General features: G+C 73.1%; 23 protein-coding genes and 2 pseudogenes. 9 read left to right on the forward strand and 16 right to left on the reverse strand.

Translation table 11 applies throughout. From position 1 onward, the window contains the following. Positions 1-39: 39 nt before the first annotated feature. The 3 genes from BJF79_RS59875 to BJF79_RS14660 all read right to left on the reverse strand — a co-directional run bounded on the left by BJF79_RS59875 (position 40) and on the right by BJF79_RS14660 (position 2466). On the reverse strand, positions 40-489 hold the full coding sequence (locus BJF79_RS59875) for a hypothetical protein (RefSeq protein ID WP_262402008.1): 450 nt from the start codon (positions 487-489) through the stop codon (positions 40-42). After that, complete coding sequence (locus BJF79_RS14655; protein ID WP_262402009.1) at positions 486-1451, reverse strand: hypothetical protein; 966 nt, start codon at positions 1449-1451, stop codon at positions 486-488. The genes BJF79_RS59875 and BJF79_RS14655 overlap by 4 nt, the downstream gene beginning before the upstream one ends. Before the next feature lie 97 nt (positions 1452-1548). Then, positions 1549-2466 (reverse strand): SDR family NAD(P)-dependent oxidoreductase, encoded by a 918-nt coding sequence (locus tag BJF79_RS14660; RefSeq protein WP_262402010.1) that lies wholly within the window; start codon positions 2464-2466, stop codon positions 1549-1551. A 65-nt stretch (positions 2467-2531) separates the two neighbouring features. On the opposite strand from BJF79_RS14660, the gene BJF79_RS59880 reads away from it, so the two are divergent. Both BJF79_RS59880 and BJF79_RS59885 read left to right on the forward strand, forming a co-directional pair. Then, positions 2532-3167 (forward strand): AMP-binding protein, encoded by a 636-nt coding sequence (locus BJF79_RS59880; RefSeq protein ID WP_262402011.1) that lies wholly within the window; start codon positions 2532-2534, stop codon positions 3165-3167. Then, positions 3164-4159 (forward strand): class I adenylate-forming enzyme family protein, encoded by a 996-nt coding sequence (locus tag BJF79_RS59885; protein WP_262402012.1) that lies wholly within the window; start codon positions 3164-3166, stop codon positions 4157-4159. The genes BJF79_RS59880 and BJF79_RS59885 overlap by 4 nt, the downstream gene beginning before the upstream one ends. A 33-nt stretch (positions 4160-4192) precedes the next feature. Here the strand turns inward: BJF79_RS59885 and BJF79_RS59890 are convergent, their stop codons facing one another. Next, positions 4193-4483, reverse strand: a complete 291-nt coding sequence (locus BJF79_RS59890) for a helix-turn-helix domain-containing protein (protein ID WP_262402013.1) — start codon at positions 4481-4483, stop codon at positions 4193-4195. Positions 4484-4695: 212 nt separating this feature from the next. Next, a pseudogene (locus BJF79_RS65565) lies at positions 4696-5043 on the reverse strand (DUF6597 domain-containing transcriptional factor); the annotation flags it as partial. Between BJF79_RS65565 and BJF79_RS14675 the strand changes: the two are divergent. Next, positions 5033-5632, forward strand: coding sequence for a TIGR03086 family metal-binding protein (locus tag BJF79_RS14675; protein WP_075897925.1), 600 nt, complete (start codon positions 5033-5035; stop codon positions 5630-5632). The pseudogene BJF79_RS65565 and the gene BJF79_RS14675 sit on opposite strands and share 11 nt — an antisense overlap. 83 nt (positions 5633-5715) lie before the next feature. Here BJF79_RS14675 and BJF79_RS14680 read toward each other — a convergent pair whose 3' ends face one another. Beyond that, positions 5716-6531, reverse strand: coding sequence for an ABC transporter permease subunit (locus BJF79_RS14680; RefSeq protein WP_075897927.1), 816 nt, complete (start codon positions 6529-6531; stop codon positions 5716-5718). An 11-nt stretch (positions 6532-6542) separates the two neighbouring features. Further along, a complete protein-coding gene (locus BJF79_RS14685) occupies positions 6543-7445 on the reverse strand; it encodes an ABC transporter ATP-binding protein (protein ID WP_075897929.1) in 903 nt (300 codons plus the stop codon). An 87-nt stretch (positions 7446-7532) separates the two neighbouring features. On the opposite strand from BJF79_RS14685, the gene BJF79_RS14690 reads away from it, so the two are divergent. From BJF79_RS14690 to BJF79_RS66860, 3 genes and pseudogenes are all read left to right on the forward strand, one after another. Next, the gene (locus tag BJF79_RS14690) at positions 7533-7985 is read left to right on the forward strand and encodes a GbsR/MarR family transcriptional regulator (RefSeq protein ID WP_262402014.1); all 453 of its coding nucleotides are present in this window, start codon (positions 7533-7535) and stop codon (positions 7983-7985) included. Between the two features lie 157 nt (positions 7986-8142). Further along, a complete protein-coding gene (locus BJF79_RS14695) occupies positions 8143-9252 on the forward strand; it encodes a serine hydrolase domain-containing protein (RefSeq protein WP_075897933.1) in 1110 nt (369 codons plus the stop codon). 10 nt (positions 9253-9262) lie between these two features. Then, a pseudogene (locus BJF79_RS66860) lies at positions 9263-9553 on the forward strand (SMI1/KNR4 family protein); the annotation flags it as partial. 150 nt (positions 9554-9703) lie between these two features. Here the strand turns inward: BJF79_RS66860 and BJF79_RS14705 are convergent. From BJF79_RS14705 to BJF79_RS14715, 3 genes are all read right to left on the reverse strand, one after another. Continuing rightward, positions 9704-11086: a family 2B encapsulin nanocompartment shell protein gene (locus tag BJF79_RS14705; RefSeq protein WP_075897935.1), complete on the reverse strand. Its 1383-nt coding sequence runs from the start codon at positions 11084-11086 to the stop codon at positions 9704-9706. A gap of 194 nt (positions 11087-11280) precedes the next feature. Then, positions 11281-12036, reverse strand: coding sequence for a DedA family protein (locus BJF79_RS14710; RefSeq protein ID WP_075897937.1), 756 nt, complete (start codon positions 12034-12036; stop codon positions 11281-11283). A 216-nt stretch (positions 12037-12252) separates the two neighbouring features. Then, a complete protein-coding gene (locus BJF79_RS14715; protein ID WP_075897939.1) occupies positions 12253-12768 on the reverse strand; it encodes a winged helix-turn-helix transcriptional regulator in 516 nt (171 codons plus the stop codon). A 61-nt stretch (positions 12769-12829) separates the two neighbouring features. Between BJF79_RS14715 and BJF79_RS14720 the strand changes: the two genes are divergently transcribed. Continuing rightward, on the forward strand, positions 12830-13912 hold the full coding sequence (locus tag BJF79_RS14720; protein ID WP_262402015.1) for a class I SAM-dependent methyltransferase: 1083 nt from the start codon (positions 12830-12832) through the stop codon (positions 13910-13912). A gap of 163 nt (positions 13913-14075) precedes the next feature. Then, positions 14076-14684 carry a TetR/AcrR family transcriptional regulator gene (locus tag BJF79_RS14730; RefSeq protein ID WP_075897945.1) on the forward strand — a complete coding sequence of 203 codons (609 nt, stop codon included), beginning with the start codon at positions 14076-14078 and terminating at the stop codon, positions 14682-14684. 16 nt (positions 14685-14700) lie between these two features. On the opposite strand, the gene BJF79_RS14735 is transcribed toward BJF79_RS14730, so the two are convergent. Then, positions 14701-15741: a LysR family transcriptional regulator gene (locus BJF79_RS14735; protein ID WP_262402016.1), complete on the reverse strand. Its 1041-nt coding sequence runs from the start codon at positions 15739-15741 to the stop codon at positions 14701-14703. Between the two features lie 71 nt (positions 15742-15812). Here BJF79_RS14735 and BJF79_RS14740 point away from each other — a divergent pair, with 71 nt between their 5' ends. Beyond that, positions 15813-16829 carry a YeiH family protein gene (locus BJF79_RS14740; RefSeq protein ID WP_262402017.1) on the forward strand — a complete coding sequence of 339 codons (1017 nt, stop codon included), beginning with the start codon at positions 15813-15815 and terminating at the stop codon, positions 16827-16829. Here the strand turns inward: BJF79_RS14740 and BJF79_RS14745 are convergent. From BJF79_RS14745 to BJF79_RS59905, 5 genes are read right to left on the reverse strand one after another with little or no spacing between them, the layout of a single operon-like run. Continuing rightward, positions 16826-17485 (reverse strand): GntR family transcriptional regulator, encoded by a 660-nt coding sequence (locus BJF79_RS14745; RefSeq protein ID WP_262402018.1) that lies wholly within the window; start codon positions 17483-17485, stop codon positions 16826-16828. The two genes, BJF79_RS14740 and BJF79_RS14745, sit on opposite strands and share 4 nt — an antisense overlap. A 28-nt stretch (positions 17486-17513) precedes the next feature. Next, the gene (locus BJF79_RS59895; RefSeq protein WP_262402019.1) at positions 17514-17666 is read right to left on the reverse strand and encodes a hypothetical protein; all 153 of its coding nucleotides are present in this window, start codon (positions 17664-17666) and stop codon (positions 17514-17516) included. Continuing rightward, a complete protein-coding gene (locus BJF79_RS59900; protein WP_262402020.1) occupies positions 17663-18259 on the reverse strand; it encodes an FAD-dependent monooxygenase in 597 nt (198 codons plus the stop codon). The genes BJF79_RS59895 and BJF79_RS59900 overlap by 4 nt, the downstream gene beginning before the upstream one ends. After that, positions 18148-18528, reverse strand: a complete 381-nt coding sequence (locus tag BJF79_RS66865) for a hypothetical protein (protein ID WP_410050085.1) — start codon at positions 18526-18528, stop codon at positions 18148-18150. Before BJF79_RS66865 ends, BJF79_RS59900 begins: the two co-directional genes overlap by 112 nt. Continuing rightward, positions 18528-18704, reverse strand: coding sequence for an FAD-dependent monooxygenase (locus BJF79_RS59905; RefSeq protein WP_262402021.1), 177 nt, complete (start codon positions 18702-18704; stop codon positions 18528-18530). The genes BJF79_RS66865 and BJF79_RS59905 overlap by 1 nt, the downstream gene beginning before the upstream one ends. Between the last annotated feature and the right edge of the window lie 19 nt (positions 18705-18723).

An 18723-nucleotide genomic window follows, 5' to 3' on the forward strand; every position in this document is an offset into this window, starting at 1 on the left:
TGAGTCACCCTTTGTGGGTCCCGCCTGAGCGGGCGCCGGTCAGGACGTCTTGGGCTTGATGACGTCGTCGGTCAGGAACTTCTTCGAGATCCGGTCGTCGTTCAGCTCCGCGCCCCAGGTCTTCGGGTCCGTCTCGACGACGAACTCCTCACCGCACTCGAACTCGCCGGTCTCCTTCGGGAAGACCTGCTTCCACTCGTCGCCGGTCAGCTTCACCATCAGCGCGCACTCGGCGGGCTTGTTGGCGCCCGGGTCGGTCGGCGCGTGCAGCCCGCCGCCCGTCCACTCGTGGATCGTCGACAGCTCGTTGATCACGCACTGCCGGGTGAGGTCGGAGCCGCACTCGTCCGCCGCCGTCGCCCACAGCAGGAACGCCGACGTCGCCTGCATGCCGAGCAGCGCGACCTTGCCGTCGCTCTTCTCGACGAGGTCCACGTACTGCTTGACCGCCGGGACCTTGTCGGCGTTCTCGAACGGCTGGAAGATCATGCGACGTGGATGCCGTCGCCCGCGCCGCCCTTGTTCCACTCCGACACCTTGGTGCTGTACCAGGTGGCCTCAAGGAGGTACTTCGGGTCCGCGCCCGCCCGCTGCACCGACTCCAGCAGGCTGAACTGGCCCGGGTCCGGCGTCTCCGACGACCACATGTAGCCGACGCCGCACTTCTTGATCTTCTCCGCGAACGGCATGTAGCTGCTCTCGCCCGCGTCGTTCAGCCGGACGCCGCACTCCATCGGCTCGACGCCCATGCCCTTCAGCGCCGACGCGACCTTGTTGACGCCCGTCGTCACCGCGGGCGACGTGGACAGCAGCACGTCCGTCTTCTCCTTGAAGTCGGAGAAGAGCTTCCCGGCGATGACCGGGCCGCCGACGTTCAGCATGTCCACCGGGTACGGGACGGCCTCGTACTTCATCGGGCCCATCGCCGCGTTCGGGCCGACGGTGTAGCCGGCGACCGTCGGCAGCTTGCAGGCCACCCGGTACTGCTCGGCGGCCTCGTCCATCGCGAAGCCCTGGCCGACCAGCATGAAGTCCTGCTTGCACGACTCCTGCATGACCTGCGCGGACTGCGTGTAGGCGGCGTCGTACTGGTTGCCCTTGATCTTGCGGCCGTTGATGCCGCCCTGCTCATTGCACCACTCGATCATCGCCGAGACCGCGTCGCCCATCTCCTTCGACAGGCCCGGCGCGGAGGCGAAGCCCCGGTCGTCACCGAAGCCGATCGTGATGGCGTCGTCGGTGATGCCCTGGTCGGTGGCGCCCTTCGCGTCGCCCGGGCCGCACGGCGACGCGAGCGTCCCGAACTTCCCGGCGGACGCGGCGGCCTGCCCGCCGCCGTCCGCACCGCCGCCCTGGATCATCGCGGTGCCCGATCGTTCGGTGGTGCACGACGCGACCATCGCGATCGCCAGGGCGCCCGCCGCGAGGCGCCCGATCTTGCGGACCTTCATCGGTCGTCTCCTTTTGGAGTGAATGGGGTGGTGTGGCGGGGGGCGGGATCCGCCGGTGGCAGAGGTCCTCGGGACGGCGAGCGTCGGCCGAAGAGCGTCAGCCGAAGAAGGCCTGGCCTCCGTCCAGGGGGATCGTGGCGCCGGTCAGGTAGCGCAGGTCGGGCTGGACGAGCGCGAGCACCGCCCGGCCGATGTCCTGCTCGCAGTCGCCGATGTAGCCCAGCGGGATCGTCTTGCGGAACTCCTCGGCCGCCTCGGGGAACGCGTCCGCCCACCGCTTCAGGCCGGGCGACAGCGCGTGCGGCGCGATCGAGTTCGCGCGGATGCCGTCGGGGCCCCACTCGGCGGCGGCCGTCCTGGTCAGCGACCGGAGCGCCTGCTTGGCCGCCGCGTACGCCCCGTAGGTCTTGGGGTCCCAGCGGACCATCGCCGAGGTGACGAGGTTGACGATGCTGCCGCCGCCGCGCGCCTTCATGAGCGGATGGCACGCCTTCATGAACGCGAACGCCGCGAACGGCCCCGTCTGGAAGCCCTTCCGGAAGTCGGCGTCGCTCATCTCCAGCAGCGGCCCGTACTTCCCCGAGTAGGCGTTGTTGACGAGGATGTCGACACCGCCGAGCCGCTCCGCGATCGCGTCCACCAGGCCGGGGATCGCGTCGGTGTCGGCCACGTCGCAGGCGAACGGCTCGGCGCGTCCGCCGCGTTCGCGCACGAGCCCGCACGTCGTGTCGAGCTTGGCCTCGGTCCGTCCGAGCACGGCGATCGTGGCGCCCTCCGACGCCAGCGCCAGCGCGATGCCCTGGCCCACGCCCTGCCCGGCGCCCGTCACGATGGCGACTTTCTCGTCGAGGGTTCCCATGCTGCTCCCGCGGTTGTTCGGCGTCCCGGTGCTGGTAGCGGCCATCCGGTGCTGGTAGCGGCCATCGTGATGTGACGCGGCCCACCCGCGTCCCCCAGTCCCGCTCACCGGGAATCCGCTGCGCGACCGCGCGAACACGCCATCGGTCCCGCTCACCGGAATGTTCTGGTGCCTCCGGTCACACTGATGAGAATCTGCGGCGAGGCCAGCGAGGAGGACCTATGACGACGGCGATGGAGATCGTGCAGGGGCTGACCGGCCCCGGCGGCGAGTTCGAGCTCCGCGAGGAGGAGGTCTTGGGCGCCCGGCTGCCGGTGTTCACCGGACGGGCCGCCAACCTGCCCGCCGTCCTCGCCCGCTCCGCCGCGTACGGCGACCGCGACTACATCGTCACCGCGACCCGCCGCATCTCCTTCGCCGAGCACGCCGCGCAGGCCGCGTCCCTGGCCAAAGCCCTGCGGGACGACCACGGCGTGCGGCCCGGCGACCGCGTCGCGATCAACGCCGCGAACTCCCCCGAGTGGATCCTCGCGTTCTGGGGCGTGCTCGCCGCCGGGGGCATCGTCGTCGCCTACAACGCCTGGTGGACGCCCGCCGAGATCGAGTACGCGCTCGGCCACACCGAGCCGGTCCTCGTCATCGCCGACGCCAAGCGCGCCGAACGCACCACCGGGGTCCGGGTGCTGACCGTCGAGGACGACGTCCCGGCCCTGGCCGTCCGGTACCCGGGCGCCACACTGGACGGGCTCGGCGTGCCGGCGGCCGCCGAGGACGACCCGGCGGTCATCCTCTACACGAGCGGCACCTCGGGACGGCCGAAGGGCGCCGTCCACACGCACCGCAACCTCACGTCGTGATCGAGTACCACCGGTTCAACGACGCGATGATGCGGGCGATGGGCGTCCCCGGCGACCCCGCCGACCGCCGCTACCTGCTCGTCCTCCCGCTGTTCCACATCGCGAGCCTGCACAACCTCGCCGTCCCGCGGCTCGCCACCGGCTCCGCCGTGATCATGCACGAGGGACGGTTCGACGTGGACGCGGTCCTCGCGCTGGTCGAGCGCGAACGCGTCACGAACTGGGGCGCGGTGCCGACGATGGCGAACCGGATCGTCGAGCACGGCGGCGCGGCCAAGTACGACCTGTCGTCGCTGACGGCGTTCTCGCTGGCCACGGCCCCGTCGTCGCCCGCGTTCAAGGAGCGGCTGCGGAAGGTCTTCCCGCCCGCCAAGGACGCGCTCGTCGACAGCTACGGCCTAACCGAGTCGTGCACCGGCGTCGCCACCGCGACGCCCGCCGACCTCGCCGAGGCCCCCGGGACGCTCGGTCGCCCGATCATCGGCGTCCGGATGGAGATCCGCGACCCGGACGGCAACGCGCTGCCGGAGGGCGTCGAGGGCGAGGTGTGCGTCCGCAGCGCCTACAACATGCTCGGCTACTGGAACGACCGGGACGCCACCGACCGCGCGATCCGCGCGGACCGCTGGCTGCACACCGGCGACATCGGGATGCTCGAGAACGGGCGGGTGCGGCTCACCACCCGCCGCTCCGACCTGATCCTGCGCGGCGGCGAGAACGTGTACCCGGCGGAGATCGAGAACGTCCTCGCCGAGTTCCCGGGCGTGCGCGAGTGCGTCGTCATGGGCGTCCCGCACGCCGACCTCGGGCAGGAGGTCATGGCGGTGGTCGTCTTCGCGGACCCGGTGCCCGCGGAGGAGGAGATCGCGGCGTTCGCCCGCGAGCGGCTCTCGTACTTCAAGGTGCCTTCGCGGTGGCGCCTCACAACCGAGCCGCTGCCGCGCAACGCCACGGGCAAGGTCGTCCGGCGGGAGATCGAGCCGACGGCCTGACGCCCGACCCGGCCGCGCGCGCCGGTCCGCGGATCAGCGGGCGTAGCGGGCGGGGGGCTCCCCGACCGCCGCCGTGAAGTCGCGGACCAGGTGCGCCTGGTCGTAGTAGCCCAGCTCACCGGCCAGGGCGGCCCAGTCGACCGGGTCGCCCCGGTCCGCGCGCGTCGCGGCCTCGTGCAGCCGCGCCCGCCGCAGCACCCACTTCGGGCTCGCCCCCACGTACTCGGCGAAGAGCCGCTGGAGCGTGCGGGACGAGACGTGCAGCAGTTCGGCGGCCTGGCCGACGCGGAACACCGCCGGGTTCGCGGTGAGCCGCTCGACCATCTCGGCGACCTCGGCGCGACCGGGTCGGGCGCGGGCAGCCTGGGCAGCAGGAACTCCTCGGCCGCCGTCGCCATCAGATCGGTGTCGGACGTGCCGAGGACCTCGCGGCACGCGGCGCGGACCTCGGGGCCGAAGAACTCCGCGGCCGGGAACCTGCCGTCCGCCAGCTCGATGACCGGGCGGCCCGCCAGCGGCCGGAAGCACCCCGGCCGGAACTTCACGCCGAGGACCTGCCCCTCCCCCGTCAACCGCCGGACGAACAGGTCGCGGTCGACGCCGTAGACCAGCGGCTCCGGCTCCTCGAACACCAGATGGACGCTCGGGTGCGCCAGCACCTTCGTGTCGTACGGCTCCCGCACCCGCCACCGGACGTGCCAGTGGTGCTCCACGAACGGCCGCAGGTCCGCGCCGGGCGGGCGCCGCCGCATGTCGACCCTCAGCGCGTGCTCCTGCGGGTACAGCACGCCTCGTCCGAACTCGCCCATGTGCCCAGCATATTGGCGCTTTTCTCCAAGAGGCGGGCCGCCGCGCGACCCTACGGTCGAACACATGAACGACATCGAGCGCCATCACGCACATATGAAGGAATGCGCCGCCGAGGCCGCGCGCATCGCCCGTGCCGTCGCGGCCGCCGGACCGGACCGGCTCGGCGACCCGACCCCGTGCGCGGGCTACGACCTGCGCACGCTCGTCAACCACTGGGTGCTGTACACCTCGCACGGCCTGGAGCACCGGGCGCTGCGCGCGCAGCTCCCGGACGAGCTGACCGAACGCGACTTCACCGTCGGCGCCTCGTGGGCGGAGGAGTACGCGGCCCAGCTCGACCGCGCCGTCGCCGCCTGGGCGGACCCGGCCGTGTGGGAGGGCGACGTGGACTTCGGGGGCGGTTCCGCGCCCGCCGTCGACGTCGCCTCGATGGTGATCAAGGAGATGGCCGTGCACGGCTGGGACGTCGCCCGGACCGTCGGCGAGGACGTCCGGATCTCGCCGGAGGCGGGCGAGTTCGTCCTCGGCGTCGTCGAGGAGCACGGCGAGCTGTACCGGCAGTACGACGGTTTCGCCGACCCGGTGCCGGTGGACGCGGCCGCCTCCGCGTTCGAGCGCGCCCTCGGCTCGTCCGGCCGGGACCCGCGGTGGAGCGCCGCCTGAACCCGCGCGGCGGCGTCCCGCCCCGCCGGCGGCGGGACGGGACGGGTGCCGGGCGGACGGGCCGCCGGACCGGAGGGCGCGCGTCAGCGGGCCAGGTCGCGGCGGGTGAAGCGCCACGCGCCGACGGCCATGACGAGGAGCGTCGCGGCGGCCAGGACGGCCGCGTCGACCGGCCGCAGGCCGTTCTTCAGCGGCTCGCCGCCGATGTAGTAGTGGAACGGCGTCAGCTCGCGCAGCCGGTCGGCGCCGATCTGCGGGGCGAACCCGTTGACGGCGTAGGCCGCGACGCCGATCCCGGCGGTCACGCCGAACACCGTGGCGCGTCCCCTGCCGGTGGCCGCGCCGAGGCCGGTGGCGAGGGCGCCGAACAGCAGCGTGAGCAGGGCGAGCTGGACGGCCTGCGCCGCGAACTCCCCCGCGCTCACGGTGCCGAGCCCCGCGCTCGTCCGGACCGCGAGCAGCCCGGCGAGGACGGCCGCCGCGATCACGACCGCGCCCACCGCCAGCGCGGCGAACCGCTGGAGGAGCAGCCGGATCCGGCCGACGGGGTGCGCGAGCAGCAGGTCGAGGTGGCCGCTCTCCTCGTCGGCGGAGATCATCCGGGCGCCGGTCGCGGCGCCGTAGAACACCGCGAGCAGCGGTACCAGCAGGCCGAACACCGGGCCTTGCAGGTATCCGGCGGCCGACGACATGTCGTCCAGGCCGAACCCGCTCATCGCGTCCGGCACCGAGGCGGCCGTGTCCGCCGTCATCTGCGGGTAGAACGCCGCGTACATCGTCGCGAGCGCGCCCGTGGCCAGGGCCCAGACGGCGAACACGCGCCGGTTGTCGTACAGGGTCTTGGAGAACATGTTCGCGGTGAACAGTGAGCGGGTGACCCCGCCTGCGATGGTGGCCATCGTGACGCCCTTCAGGCGGCGCGGGCGGCTTCGCCCTGCGCGTAGTAGGTGTGGAACAGTTCGTCGAGGTCCTGCGCGTCGGCGTGCAGGCCGACGACCGTGTGCCGGGCGGCGGCCTTGACGAGCGCGTCCGGCGAGCCCTCGACCGCGCACGTGAGGACCGTCCCGTCCACCCGGAGGTCGGTGACGCCGGGGAGCGCGAACTCCTCGGCGGGGACCGGGGCGGCGAACGTGACGCGGACCCGCAGGGCCGAGCGGGCGCGCAGCGCGGCGACGGTGTCGAGGGCGACGAGCCGTCCCGCGCGGACGATCGCGACGCGGTCGGCGACGGCCTCGACCTCGCTCATGATGTGGCTCGACATGAACACCGTCCGGCCGTCGTCGCGGGCCTCGGCGACCATGTCGAGGAACGTCTGCTGCACGAGCGGGTCGAGGCCCGACGTCGGCTCGTCCAGGATCAGCAGTTCGGGGTCGTGCATGAACGCCTGGACCAGGCCGACCTTCTGCCGGTTGCCCTTCGACAGGCTCTTCACCCGGGCGCCGAGGTCGAGGTCGAGGCGGTCGGCGAGCCCGGTGATCCGCCGCGCCGGGACGCCGCCGCGCAGGTTGCCGAGGAACGTCAGGCACTCGCCCGCCCGCTGCCGCCCGTCCACGACGAAGTCGCCCGCGAGGTAGCCGGTGCGGCGGTGCAGCTCGACGGCGTCCGCGCGGGGGTCGAGGCCGAGGACGCGCGCCGTCCCGGACGTCGGGCGGATCAGGTCCAGCAGCAGGCGGATGGTCGTGGACTTGCCCGCGCCGTTCGGGCCGAGGTAGCCGAGGACCTCGCCCGCCCGCACCCGCAGCGTCAGGTCGTCCAGTCCGCGCCGGGAACCGTAGGTCTTGGTCAGCCGGTCGATGTCGATCACCGTGTCCATGCCGACGACGTTAGCACTATTTTCAGAAATCTCTGAAGACTCAGAGCTGTTAAGATTCCGTATACGCCGATGAGAAGGGGGACGACCTTGGCGGACACGACCGAGGCGGCGGAACGACTGGCGCTGGTACTGACGCAGGGCGGGCTGCAGAAGTCCACCGCGCGGGTGCTGGCCGCGTTCATGTTCGCCGACGCCGACAGCGTCACCGCGGGCGAGCTCGCCGAGCGGCTCGGGATCAGCTCCGGCTCGGTGTCCGGCGCGATCAAGATGCTGTCGACCGTCGGGCTGATCGAACGCGCGCCCGCGCCGGGCAGCCGCCGCGAGCACCACCGGATGCGCGACGGGGCCTGGGCCACCCTCATGTCGTCCCAGAACGGCATGGTGCAGGCGATGTTCGAGGCCGCCGAGCAGGGCATCGACGCCGCGGGCGAGGACACGCCCGCCGCCCGCCGCCTGCACGAGATGCGCGACTTCTACGGATACATGTTCCGCGAACTGCCCGTGCTCATCGACCGCTGGCGCGCCGAACGCGGTACCTGAAACGCGGTACCTGAAACCTGGCCGCGATCACCCGGCGGGACCGGACGGGACGCGCGGTGCCGTCCCCGCGAGGGAGAACCGGGTCGCTACCCCGGCGGGACGCCCGTCCGCACCGGCCGCTCGTAGCGTGACGATCTCCCGAGCGACAGGAGACACCATGCTGCGCGAAGCGATCGCCGTACTCGGCCTCGTCGGCGTGTCCGCCGCGGGCACCGCGGTGCCCGCGGCCGCCGCCGGCGGGGACCGGCCGCAACTCCGGCGGCTGCTGGACACGATCACCACCGAGGACGGCGCGCCCGGCGCGTTCGCCGAGGTCGGCGACCGGCACGGACGCACCGTGCTCACCAGCGGCGTCGGCGACGTGCGGACCCGCGCCCCGATGCCAGAGCGGAGCCACTGGCGGATCGGCAGCATCACCAAGACGTTCACCGCGACCGTCGTGCTGCAGCTCGTCGACGACGGGCGGATCGACCTGGACGCGCCCGTCGAGCGTTACCTGCCGGGCGTCGTGCGGGGCAACGGCAACGACGGGCGGAACATCACCGTCCGGCACCTGCTCCAGCACACCAGCGGGCTGCCCGACTACCTCGACGATCTCGGCATCGACGAAGTCGTCGAACACCCCTTCACCCACTACGAGCCCCGGGAACTGCTCGACCTCGCGCTCGGCCGCCCGCCGGGCTTCGAGCCCGGCACCGACTGGGCGTACTCCAACACCGGCTACGTCGTCGCCGGGCTCATCGTCGAGGAGGTCACCGGCCGCCCGCTCGGCGACGAGGTCGAACGGCGCATCCTCGAACCGCTGCGGCTGAACGGCACCCGCGCCCCCCGCGACTCGGCCGCACTGCCGTGGCCGCACCCCCACGGCTACGTCCGCACGGACGGGCCCCTGCTCGACCGCACGTGGCTGAACCCGTCCGCCGCGTTCGCGAACGGGAGCATGGCGTCCGGCGGGACCGACCTCAACCGGTTCTACGCCGCCCTCCTCGACGGGCGGCTGCTGCGCCCCGGAACCCTGCGGGAGATGACCACGATCACCGGGGTCAGCGACGACTACGGGCTCGGCCTGATGCGGGTCCCGCTGTCGTGCGGCGGGTACCTGTGGGGGCACGGCGGCGAAACGATCGGCTTCACCGGCTTCAGCGGCACGACCGGCGACGGGCGGAGCGCCACCGTCATGGCGAACGTGGGCCCCGAACTGGGCGACTCCGGACGCTCGCACCTGCAAGAAGCCCTCGACACCGCCCTCTGCGAGGACGCCGCCTAGTCTTGCCCGCATGTGGCGAGAGCTGGCCGAGCGGACGTACCCCGGGACCGAATTCCGTCCCCCGGTAGGCGGGCCCGCGCTGGACGCGGCGGAACGGCGGCTCGGCGCGCCGCTCCCGCCCGTCCTGCGCGACCTGCTCCGGGAAACCGACGGCCTCCTCGGACCGTACGGCCTCGACGTCGTCTGGCCCCTGGAGCGGATCGTCGAGGACAACCTGGCGTTTCGGACGGACGAGTCGTTCGCCGAGCTGTACGAGCCGTTCGACCCGCTGCTGTTCTTCGGCGACAACGGCGGCGGCGACCAGTTCGCGTTCGTCCGGACGACGCGCCGCGCGGCGACGTCCTCGTGTGGGACCACGAGGACGACGCCCGCTACCCCGTCGCCGCCGACCTGCGAAGCTACGTCGAACGCGCGCTGCCGAGCGAGGGCGACTGGTACCGGGACTGAGGCGTCAGCGGAGCGTCTCGACCTCGTGCAGGACGCCCAGTGCGTCCGGCACGAGGACCGCGGCCGAGAAGTACACCCCGACCAGGTACGAGCTGATCGCCCGGTCGTCGACGCCCTTGAACCGGACCGACAGGCCCGGCTCGCGTTCGTCCGGGATGCCGGTCTTGTGCAGGCCGATGACCCCCTGGTCGTCCTCGCCGGTGCGCATCGCGATGATCGAACTGACGCCGGTGCCGCTCACCGGGATCTTGTCGCACGGCAGCAGCGGCACGTTCCGCCAGGCCGTCACCCGGACACCGTCCACCTCCGCCCGCCCCGGGTAGACGCCCTGGCGGGTGCACTCGCGCATGAACGCCGCGATCCCCTTCGGGTGCGCGAGCAGCACCCGCGTGCCGCGCCGCCGCGCCAGCAGTTCGTCCAGGTCGGCCGGTGCGGGCGGGCCGCCCCGCGTCGTGACCCGCTGCCGCGGATCGACGTTGTGCAGGAGCCCGAAGTCGCGGTTGTTGATCATCTCGTTTTCCTGGCGCTCCCGCAGCGCCTCGATCGTCAACCGGAGCTGCTGCTCCACCTGGTCCATCGGCTTGTCGTAGAGATCCGCCACGCGGGTGTGCACGCGCAGCACCGTCTGCGCCAGGCTCAGCTCGTACTCGCGCGGCCCCGCCTCGTACTCGACGAACGTCCCGGGCAGCCGCGGCTCCCCCGAATGCCCGGCCGCGACCTCGATCGACGCCTCACCGCGCTTGTTCGCCTTCGGCGGCCCCGACTCGGCGAACCGCTCGACCTGCTCCCGCAGCGCCGCCGAACTCCCGGCGACCTCCGCGAACGCCTCCCGCGTCAGCGACAGCACCGTGCACCCCGTCACCGCCTTCGCCGTCGCGCCCCACACCGCGTCCCCGTCGGTGAGCGCCTCCGCGCCGAAGTACTCGCCGCCCGCCAGCGTCCCCAGCCGCGCGGGCTCCCCGAACGCGCCGTCCCCCAGCCGGACGACCTTCCCGTGCACGATCAGATGCACCCGGTCCGCGGGGCGCCCCGCCTCCGCGATCACGTCACCGGCCGCGTACTCCGCCTGCACGCACCGTCCCGCGAGCACTTCGAGGACGCGCGCGTCCGCGAATCCCCGCAGCGGCGCCAGCTCCGCGAGCTCCGCGGGGATCACCCGGACCCGCGCGCCCGTGTTGACGAACGTCACCCGTCCGTCCGCCACCTGGTACGCGAGCCGCCGGTTCACCCGGTACGTCCCGCCGGGAACCTGCACCCACGGGAGCGCCCGCAGCAGCCACCGCGGCGAGACGCCCTGCATCTGCGGCCGCGTCTTGGTGGTCGTCGCGAGGTTCCGCGCGGCGTCCGTCCCCAGGCTGAGCCGCGTGCCCGTCGCACCGTTCGTCATCGGTCGCCTCCCGTCGCATCACCACATGCAACGGAGAAGTTACGCTGCGCGTTCCGGCGGCTCTATGGCCGACCGGCCCGCACAGGCACACCCTCGGGACACCCACATGTCACTCCGCAGTGCCCCCGAGCAGGGGAAACCGGCCGCACGCGACATCCGGCCCCGGCACGGGCCCGGCACGTGCCCGCGCCGCGTCAGGCGGGCGCGCGGTCCGGACACGAGACGTCGTCGAACTCCCCGCCCGCCGCCTCGACGGGTTCGGCGCTCGGCGTCTCGTCCGCCCCCGGGCTCGGCGCCTCGTCGACCGCGTCGGCCGGTTCGTCCTCGGCGGCGTCGCGGTTCGCGCGGGCGCGGCGGCGGACGGCGAGAACCACAACGATCAGGGCCGCGACCAGGCCGAACAGGATCCAGGCGCCCCAGCCGAGGAGTTGTTCCAGCCGGGACGCGGAGGCGCCCGCGAACGCGCCGAGGCTGACGAACACCGCCGACCAGAGGAGCGATCCGGCGAGCGAGGCGAGGAGGAACCGCCGGTACGGGACGTTCGCGACCCCGGCCGCGGCGGGCGTCAGCGTCCGCACGACCGGGACGAGCCGCGTGACGAACACGGCGGCCGCGCCGTACCGGCGGAGCGCCCCCGTGGCGCGGTCCCAGTGCCGGACGCCGAGCCGCCGCACCGCGCGCGTCTCGCGCATCCGCTCGCCGTTCGTCCGGCCCAGCCAGTACCCGACATGATCGCCCGCCGTCACGCCCAGCGCGACGATCACGAGCATCGCCGGATAGCGGACGGGATCGGCGGCGGCGGCACCGAGGATCACGACCGCCGTCTCCCCCGGGACGACCGACCCGACGCCCAGGCCGGACTCGGCGAACGCCAGCACCCCCGCAACCGCCAGCAGCAACGGGAAGGGCAGGTCGCTCAGCCCCCGGACCCCCTCAGTGACCCACTCCATTCTTCCCATCGTCTGCGAATTCGGGCCGGTCCGAATCCGCCGAGAAGATGATGTCGGTCCTCCGCCGGAAGGCTGATTCATCCGCACGAACACCGACCTAAGACGGGTTCGCCCCCCTCCCAGAAGACACCTCCCAAGACCTTCCGCGTACGAGAGCGACCCGTCTTTCCCCTTGAGGACTTACTCGGGCACGTTATGGAGCATCGGGGGGCGGAGTCAGTCTGTAGCTGCCTGTTCGCGTGCCAGGAGGAGGGGGCCCAGGACTCGGGTGGCGGGGCCGATGCGGCCTCCGGGGCCGGGGCGCTGGTCGGTGTTGTCGACGGTGAGCTGGCCGCCGCAGTGCGCGCAGGCGAGGACGGGCGTGGTCTCGTGGCCGCAGTCGCGGTGGTGGACGCGCGCGGGCGGGCCCGCCTCTCCCGCGTACCAGCGATCGCCCCAGTTCATGAGCGCGAGCAGGACCGGGTAGAGCTCCTTGCCCTTGTCCGTCGGCCGGTAGTGCGCGCGCGGCGGATGGTCCTGGTACGGCTCGCGGACGAGGACGTCCTCTTCCACCAGGCGGGCGAGCCGTGCGGCGAGGACCTTGCGGGAGATGCCGAGGTCGCGGGCGAGGTCGTCGAAGCGGGTGATCCCGGCCAGGACGTCGCGCATGATCAGCGCCGTCCAGGCGTCCCCGAACAGGTCGGTCGCGCGGGCGATCGAGCAGGCCGCGTCGGACAGCGGGGTGCGGGTCATACCCGGCAGGCTACCCGAAGTTCCCTCAAGGAACTCAATGGGTATCCTTAAGGAACTCACGATGGAGAGGACGTCCGGCATGGGCACCGCACCGATCATCGAACTCGACTCGACCCGCCCGGAGGCCATCGACGGGCGCCGCCTGCGCGCCGTCGCCTTCCAGGACGTGCGCATGGCCTACCTCGCGGAACACGGGCCCGCGCGGGGCCGGGCCCTCGTCCTCGGCGGCGGCCACGGCGTACTGCCGCGCGGACTGGCACGGGCGGGCCTGGACGTGACGGCGCTCGACCCGTCCGAGGCGGCGACGCGCATGGCCGCGGACATCGCCACGGCGCAGAACCTCGCGATCGCGCACCGCACCGCGCGGGCCGAGGAGTTCGACGCGCCGCCCGGCTCCTTCGACCTCGTGTACGTCGCCGACACCTTCGAGATCACCGAGGACCCGAACCGCGTGGTGGAGCGCGCCGCGCGCGCCCTCAAACCCGGCGGCGCGCTCGTGTACGACACCGTCAACCGGACCGTCCCGGCGAAGCTCGTCTACCTGGGCGCCTTCCAGCGCCTCCCGTGGACCCGGATCATGCCGCCCGGCCGCTACGCGAGCGCCCGGCTGCGCCGCCCGTCCGAGGTCGAGGCCCTCTTCCGGCGTCACGGCCTGCACCCCGAGGGCGTCTGCGGCTTCAAGCCCGCGAGCGTCGCCGGCCTGGTCAAGACCGTGCTCGCCCGCCGCCGCGGCGAGATCGGCGACGACGGCGTGGCGTCCATGGCCGGGGTCGTCCTGGATCCGGACGGCCCGCCCGTCGTCACCTACCTCGGCCACGCCCGCAAGCGCGGCGCTCCGGACCGCGATGACGATGGCGCGGCGACGGGCCGGCGTGCCGGAGCCGGCGGCCTCTCGGGGGCGCCCGGGTCCTTCCCCGGCCGGTCGCGGACGACGTCTGCGCGCGATGGGCCGTTCGGCGATGATCGGAACCGCCGCGCGGGCGGGCGCGGCCGGGTCATTTGCGTCGGCCGAGGGCCTTGGCCCGGCCGTGCGCCCATCCCGCGAGGAGCGCGCCGACGACGGTCGCGGCGAGGTAGCCGGTCAGGGCCGCGGGGAACCCGCCGGGGATCCCGCCGAGCAGGCCCGTCTCGTCGTGGTCGATGAGCAGCCGGATCGCTCCCTGGGCGCCGAGGACGAGAAGGAGCATCCCGGCGATCTGCAGTGCGTCGAACTTCATCGGAACCTCCCGGGCTCGTTACAATGCATCTGCATGGTAACCGCCGGGGAGTGCGGTTGCAATGCGACCGCATTGCGAAAGGGAGGGCGCGTGCCGAAGGTCGTCGATCACGAGGAGCGCAAGCGGCGGCTGGCGGAGGCCGTCTGGTCGCTGACGGTCCGCAGCGGCCTGGAGAGCGTGACGCTCCGGAAGGTCGCGGCCGAGGCGGGCGTGTCGATGGGGCAGGTCCAGCACTACTACGCGACGCGGTCCGAGCTGGTGTCGGACGCCGTCGCCCGCGCGGTGCGGGCGCTCAACGCCCGGATCGAGACCTCGATCCGGGCGGCGGGCGCCGAAGGCGACCCGGAGACGATCCTGCGCGAATGCCTGTACGCGATCCTGGCCAGGGACGAGGAGGGCCTGCGGCTGCTCCGGCTCTCCGTCGCGGTGCTCGGTCAGGCGGTGTCCGACCCGGCCATGGCCGCCGTGCTCGCGCCGGGCGACGACGAGCTGGTGTCGTTCACGGCGGGCCTCATCGCCGCCGCCCGCCACGACCGCGGGTCGGCCGCGCGCGACGACGACCGGATCGCGGCCGACATCTGCTGGACGCTCGCCACCGGCCTCGGCGTCGACGTCGCACTGGGGCATCGTTCCCCGGACGTCGCCAAACGGGTCCTCGACCACCACATCGACACCGTCCTCGGCGGAATGGGCGGCTGACGCGGGACGGGGCCGGTCAGAGCGCCCACCGGCAGTACAGGCGCAGGCCGTTCGCGCGTGCGCGGCGGGCGAGGCCCGCGAGGAGGATCGCCGCCTCGGCCCCCGTTTCGGGCGACACCCCGCCGGCGCATGTCCGGCGGACGGTCAGGTGCGGGCGGCGGGGCGGCGGACGGCGCGGGCGAGGAGGGCCGCGGCCGGGCCGGTGGGGGTGGTGCCGGTCCGCCAGACGGCGCGCAGGGACCGTTCCAGCGTCATGCCCTCGATGGGGATCTCGAACGAGCGTTCCGGCGGCCAGGTCGGGGCCCACGACTAGTTCGCTGATCAGGGCGGGTCCGGCGCCCGCGGCCACGGCGTTGCGGACGGCCGTGCCGGAGCCGAGTTCGAGGAGCGGCGGCGCGAGGTCGAGGTCGTGGGCGGCCATCGCCTGGGCGGCGGCCTGCCGGGTGCCGGATCCGGCTTCGCGGCTGATCAGCGGGGTGGCGGCGACCTCGGCGGGCAGGACGGGACGGCGGCGCCGCGTCCAGCGGTGCCCCGGCGGGGCGACGAGGACGAGCCGGTCGCCCGCGACGGCCCGGCTGCGCAGACCGGACGGGCGTCCGGGCGACTCGATGAAGCCGATGTCGACGTCGCCGTGCCGCGCGAGTTCGCAGACCCGGGACGAGTTCGTCACCTGCATGCCGACGTGCAGGTCGGGGTCGTCGCGGCGGAGTTCGCCGATCCACGCGGGCAGGAGGTGCTCGGCGACGGTGAGGCTGGCCGCGACCGTGAGCCGTCCGGTGCGTTCGCGGCGGAGCGCCTCGGCGCCGTCGGTGAGGGCGGCGAGGTCGTCCAGGACGCGCTGCGCCCAGCCCGTCACGACCCGTCCGGCGGGGGTGAGGGCGGAGCCGCGGCGGGTGCGGTCGACGAGCCGCAGGCCGAGCCGCCGTTCGAGGCGGGACAGCCGCTTGCTCGCGGACGGCTGGCTGATGCGGAGTTCGGCCGCCGCGGCGGTGAGGCTGCCCTGCTCGGCGACCAGGACGAGGAGCCGCAGCGAGTCGATGTCGGGCGGCGCGGTCATGCCCTGAGGCTATGACGTGAGGTCGAACCGGCCGGTACCGGGATCCGCCGGACGGCTGAAGGCTCGGACGCATGGATCCTGTACACGCCGACGCGGCCCCCGAATCGAACATGACGCGCATGCGGGCGTGGTGGGGGCGGGTCGGGCCGGGTGTTTCGGTCGCGGTGACCGGCGCGGGCGCGGCGATGGTGCTCAACCGGTTCGTGCCCGCGGTGAGCGCCCTCACCGTGGCGGTGCTGCTGGGGGTGCTGCTGGGCGGCGTGCTGCCCGGGCGGGCGTCGGACGGGCTGGAGTGGGCCACGCGGAGGTTCCTCAGGGTCGGGGTGGTGCTCCTCGGGTTGCAGCTCAGCCTCGGTGAGGTGCTGCGGCTGGGGCCGGGGACGATCGCGGCGGTGGTCGTCACCGTGGCGGCCGGGTTCGCCGGGACGCTCGCGCTCGCGCGGGTCCTCGGGGTGTCGCGGGGGCTCGGGTTGCTGGTCGCGACGGGGTTCTCGATCTGCGGGGCGTCGGCGATCGTGGCGATGGACGGCGTCGCGCGGAGCGAGCGGGAGGACGTCGCGAGCGGTGTCACGCTCGTGACGATCTACGGGAGCGCGGCGATCGTGCTGGTACCGTTCCTCGGCACCCGGGTGTTCGGCCTGGACGGCGAGGCGCTCGGGATGTGGGCGGGGCTGAGCGTGCACGAGGTCGCGCAGGTCGTCGCGGCGGCGTCCCCGGCCGGTGCGGCGGCGGTGGGGACGGCGGTGATCGTGAAGCTCACCCGGGTGGTGCTGCTGGCGCCGATGGTCGCGGGGGTGGGCGTCCTGCGGCGGCGGGACGGGGAGGTGTCGCGGCCGCCGATCGTGCCCCTGTTCGTCGTCGGGTTCCTGGCCGCGATGCTCCTGCGCAGCGCGGACGTCGTGCCCGGGGCCGTCCTCGCGGGGGCGCGGGACCTGTCGACGGTGCTGCTGGCGACCGCGATGTTCGGGCTGGGGTCGTCCGTGCGGATCGGGCGGCTGCTGCGGACGGGACGGCGGGGGCTCGCGCTCGGCGGGCTCTCGACGCTCCTCGTGGGGGCGGTCTCGCTCGGGGCGCTGGCTCTGGTCTAGTCGAAGCCGAGGCCGCGGAGGGCGGCCTGGCAGCCGTGGGCGACGTGCATGCGGGTCATCGCGACGGCGCCGACGGTGTCGCCGGTCTCGAAGAACCGGACGAGTTCGGCGTGCTCCCGGTAGGCCTGCTGCAGGCGGTCGCCGCGGGCGGACGCGTTGATGTAGCGCTCGCAGGCGTGCCACAGCATCTGCGAGGTGCGGCGGAGCATGCCGGGGCCGAGGGCGGCGAACACCTCGAAGTGGAACGCGCGATGCGCGAGGAGGTGTTCGAGGGGGTCGGGGTCGGTGGCGAGCTCCTTGAGCCGGAGCAGGTGGGGGCGCATGCGTTCGGCGGTGTCGGCGGAGGCCGTGGCGGCGACGCGTTCGGCCGCCATGACCTCCACCTCCTCCAGCATGCGGTAGCCGTCCTCGACGTCGTGGCGGCGGATGTCGGACACGACGGCGCCGCGCCGGGGGTAGACCTCGGCGAGGCCCTCGGCGAGGAGTTCGCGGAACGCCTCCCGGACGGGGACGCGGCTGACGTCGAGTTCGGCGGCGAGCGGGTCGACGCGCAGCTTGGTGCCGGGCGGCAGCCAGCCGAGCACGATGCGCTTGCGGATCTCGTCCGCGGCGAAGTCGGTCAGCGTCGCGTCGCGGCCCGGCCCGGTCGGCCCCACGGGTCCCCCTCTCGCCCCCGGCATGATCTCACGCGAACGGCCAGCCGAGCGGTGGGCCGATGTAGCTCTCGGCGAAGTTGCGGGCGTAGGCGGTGGAGTGTTCGAGCTGCCACAGCCGGGAGCGCTGCAGCTTCTGCCGGAACGCGGCGTCGGGCGAATCGCTCTCGTAGGTGTGCATCATGTGGATGAGCGCGTGGCTGAACTCCTGCGCCTTCCAGATGTCGGGGAGGCGCGCGCGGAGTAGACGTCGAGGTCCGTTTCGTCCCCGGATTCGGCGAAGCGGGCGAGGACGGCGTCGAGTTCGGCGGCGTCCGCCATCGCCAGGTTCATCCCCTTTCCGCCGGACGGTGTGATGATGTGCGCGGCGTCGCCGAGCAGGAACACGCGTCCGTGCCGCATCGGCTCGCACACCTTGCTCTGCATCTCCAGCATGTTCTTGCTGAAGACGGGCCCCTCGTTGAGGGTCCAGCCGGGCTGCGCCAGGCGGATCCGGAGCTCGTGCCAGATGCGGTCGTCGGGCCAGTCGTCGACGGTGTCGGCGAAGGGGACCTGCAGGTGGAAGCGGGTGACGGTGTCGGAGCGCAGCAGGTGCCCGGCGAACCCGGCGGGGTGGACTGCGTAGATCGTCGAGTCGGAGGACGGCGGGGCCTCGGCGAGCAGCGTCAGCCAGCGGAACTCGTGCTGCATGCGGTATTCCGTGAACAGCTCCCACGGCGCGGACGCGCGGGCGGCGCCGTGCTGGCCGTCGGCGCCCGCGACAAACTCGGCGTGCACGACCGTTCCGTCCGCGCACTCCACGCGGGGCGACCCCTCCCATTGCAGGACTTTCGTGGCGGTCGTCTCGTACAGGGCGGTCCCGCCGCCGCTTCGAAGCCGTCCAGGAGGTCCGACACGACTTCCTGCTGGGGGAAGACGTAGTGCGGTTTGTTGTCGTACATGGCGGAGTAGTCGGCGAAGAAGCTTTCGCCCTCGACGCGGAACTCGCAGCCGTGGTGGACGGCGCCTTCCTTGTGCAGCCGGTCGGACAGCCCCATCTGGTCCATCAGTTCGACGGTCCGGTGCTCCAGCAGTCCGCGCGCGCGCGGCCGCGGATGGATTCGGGGTTGAACTTGTCGAGGACGACGCAGGAGACCCCACGGCGTTGCAGCAGGTTCGCCAGGGTGAGACCGGCGGGGCCGGCGCCCACGATGGCGACCGTGGTGTGCAGTTCACGAGCCACGTACGGCTTCCTTTCGTGT

Origin of the sequence: Actinomadura sp. CNU-125, from assembly GCF_001942465.1 — a bacterium.
GTDB lineage: Bacteria > Actinomycetota > Actinomycetes > Streptosporangiales > Streptosporangiaceae > Spirillospora.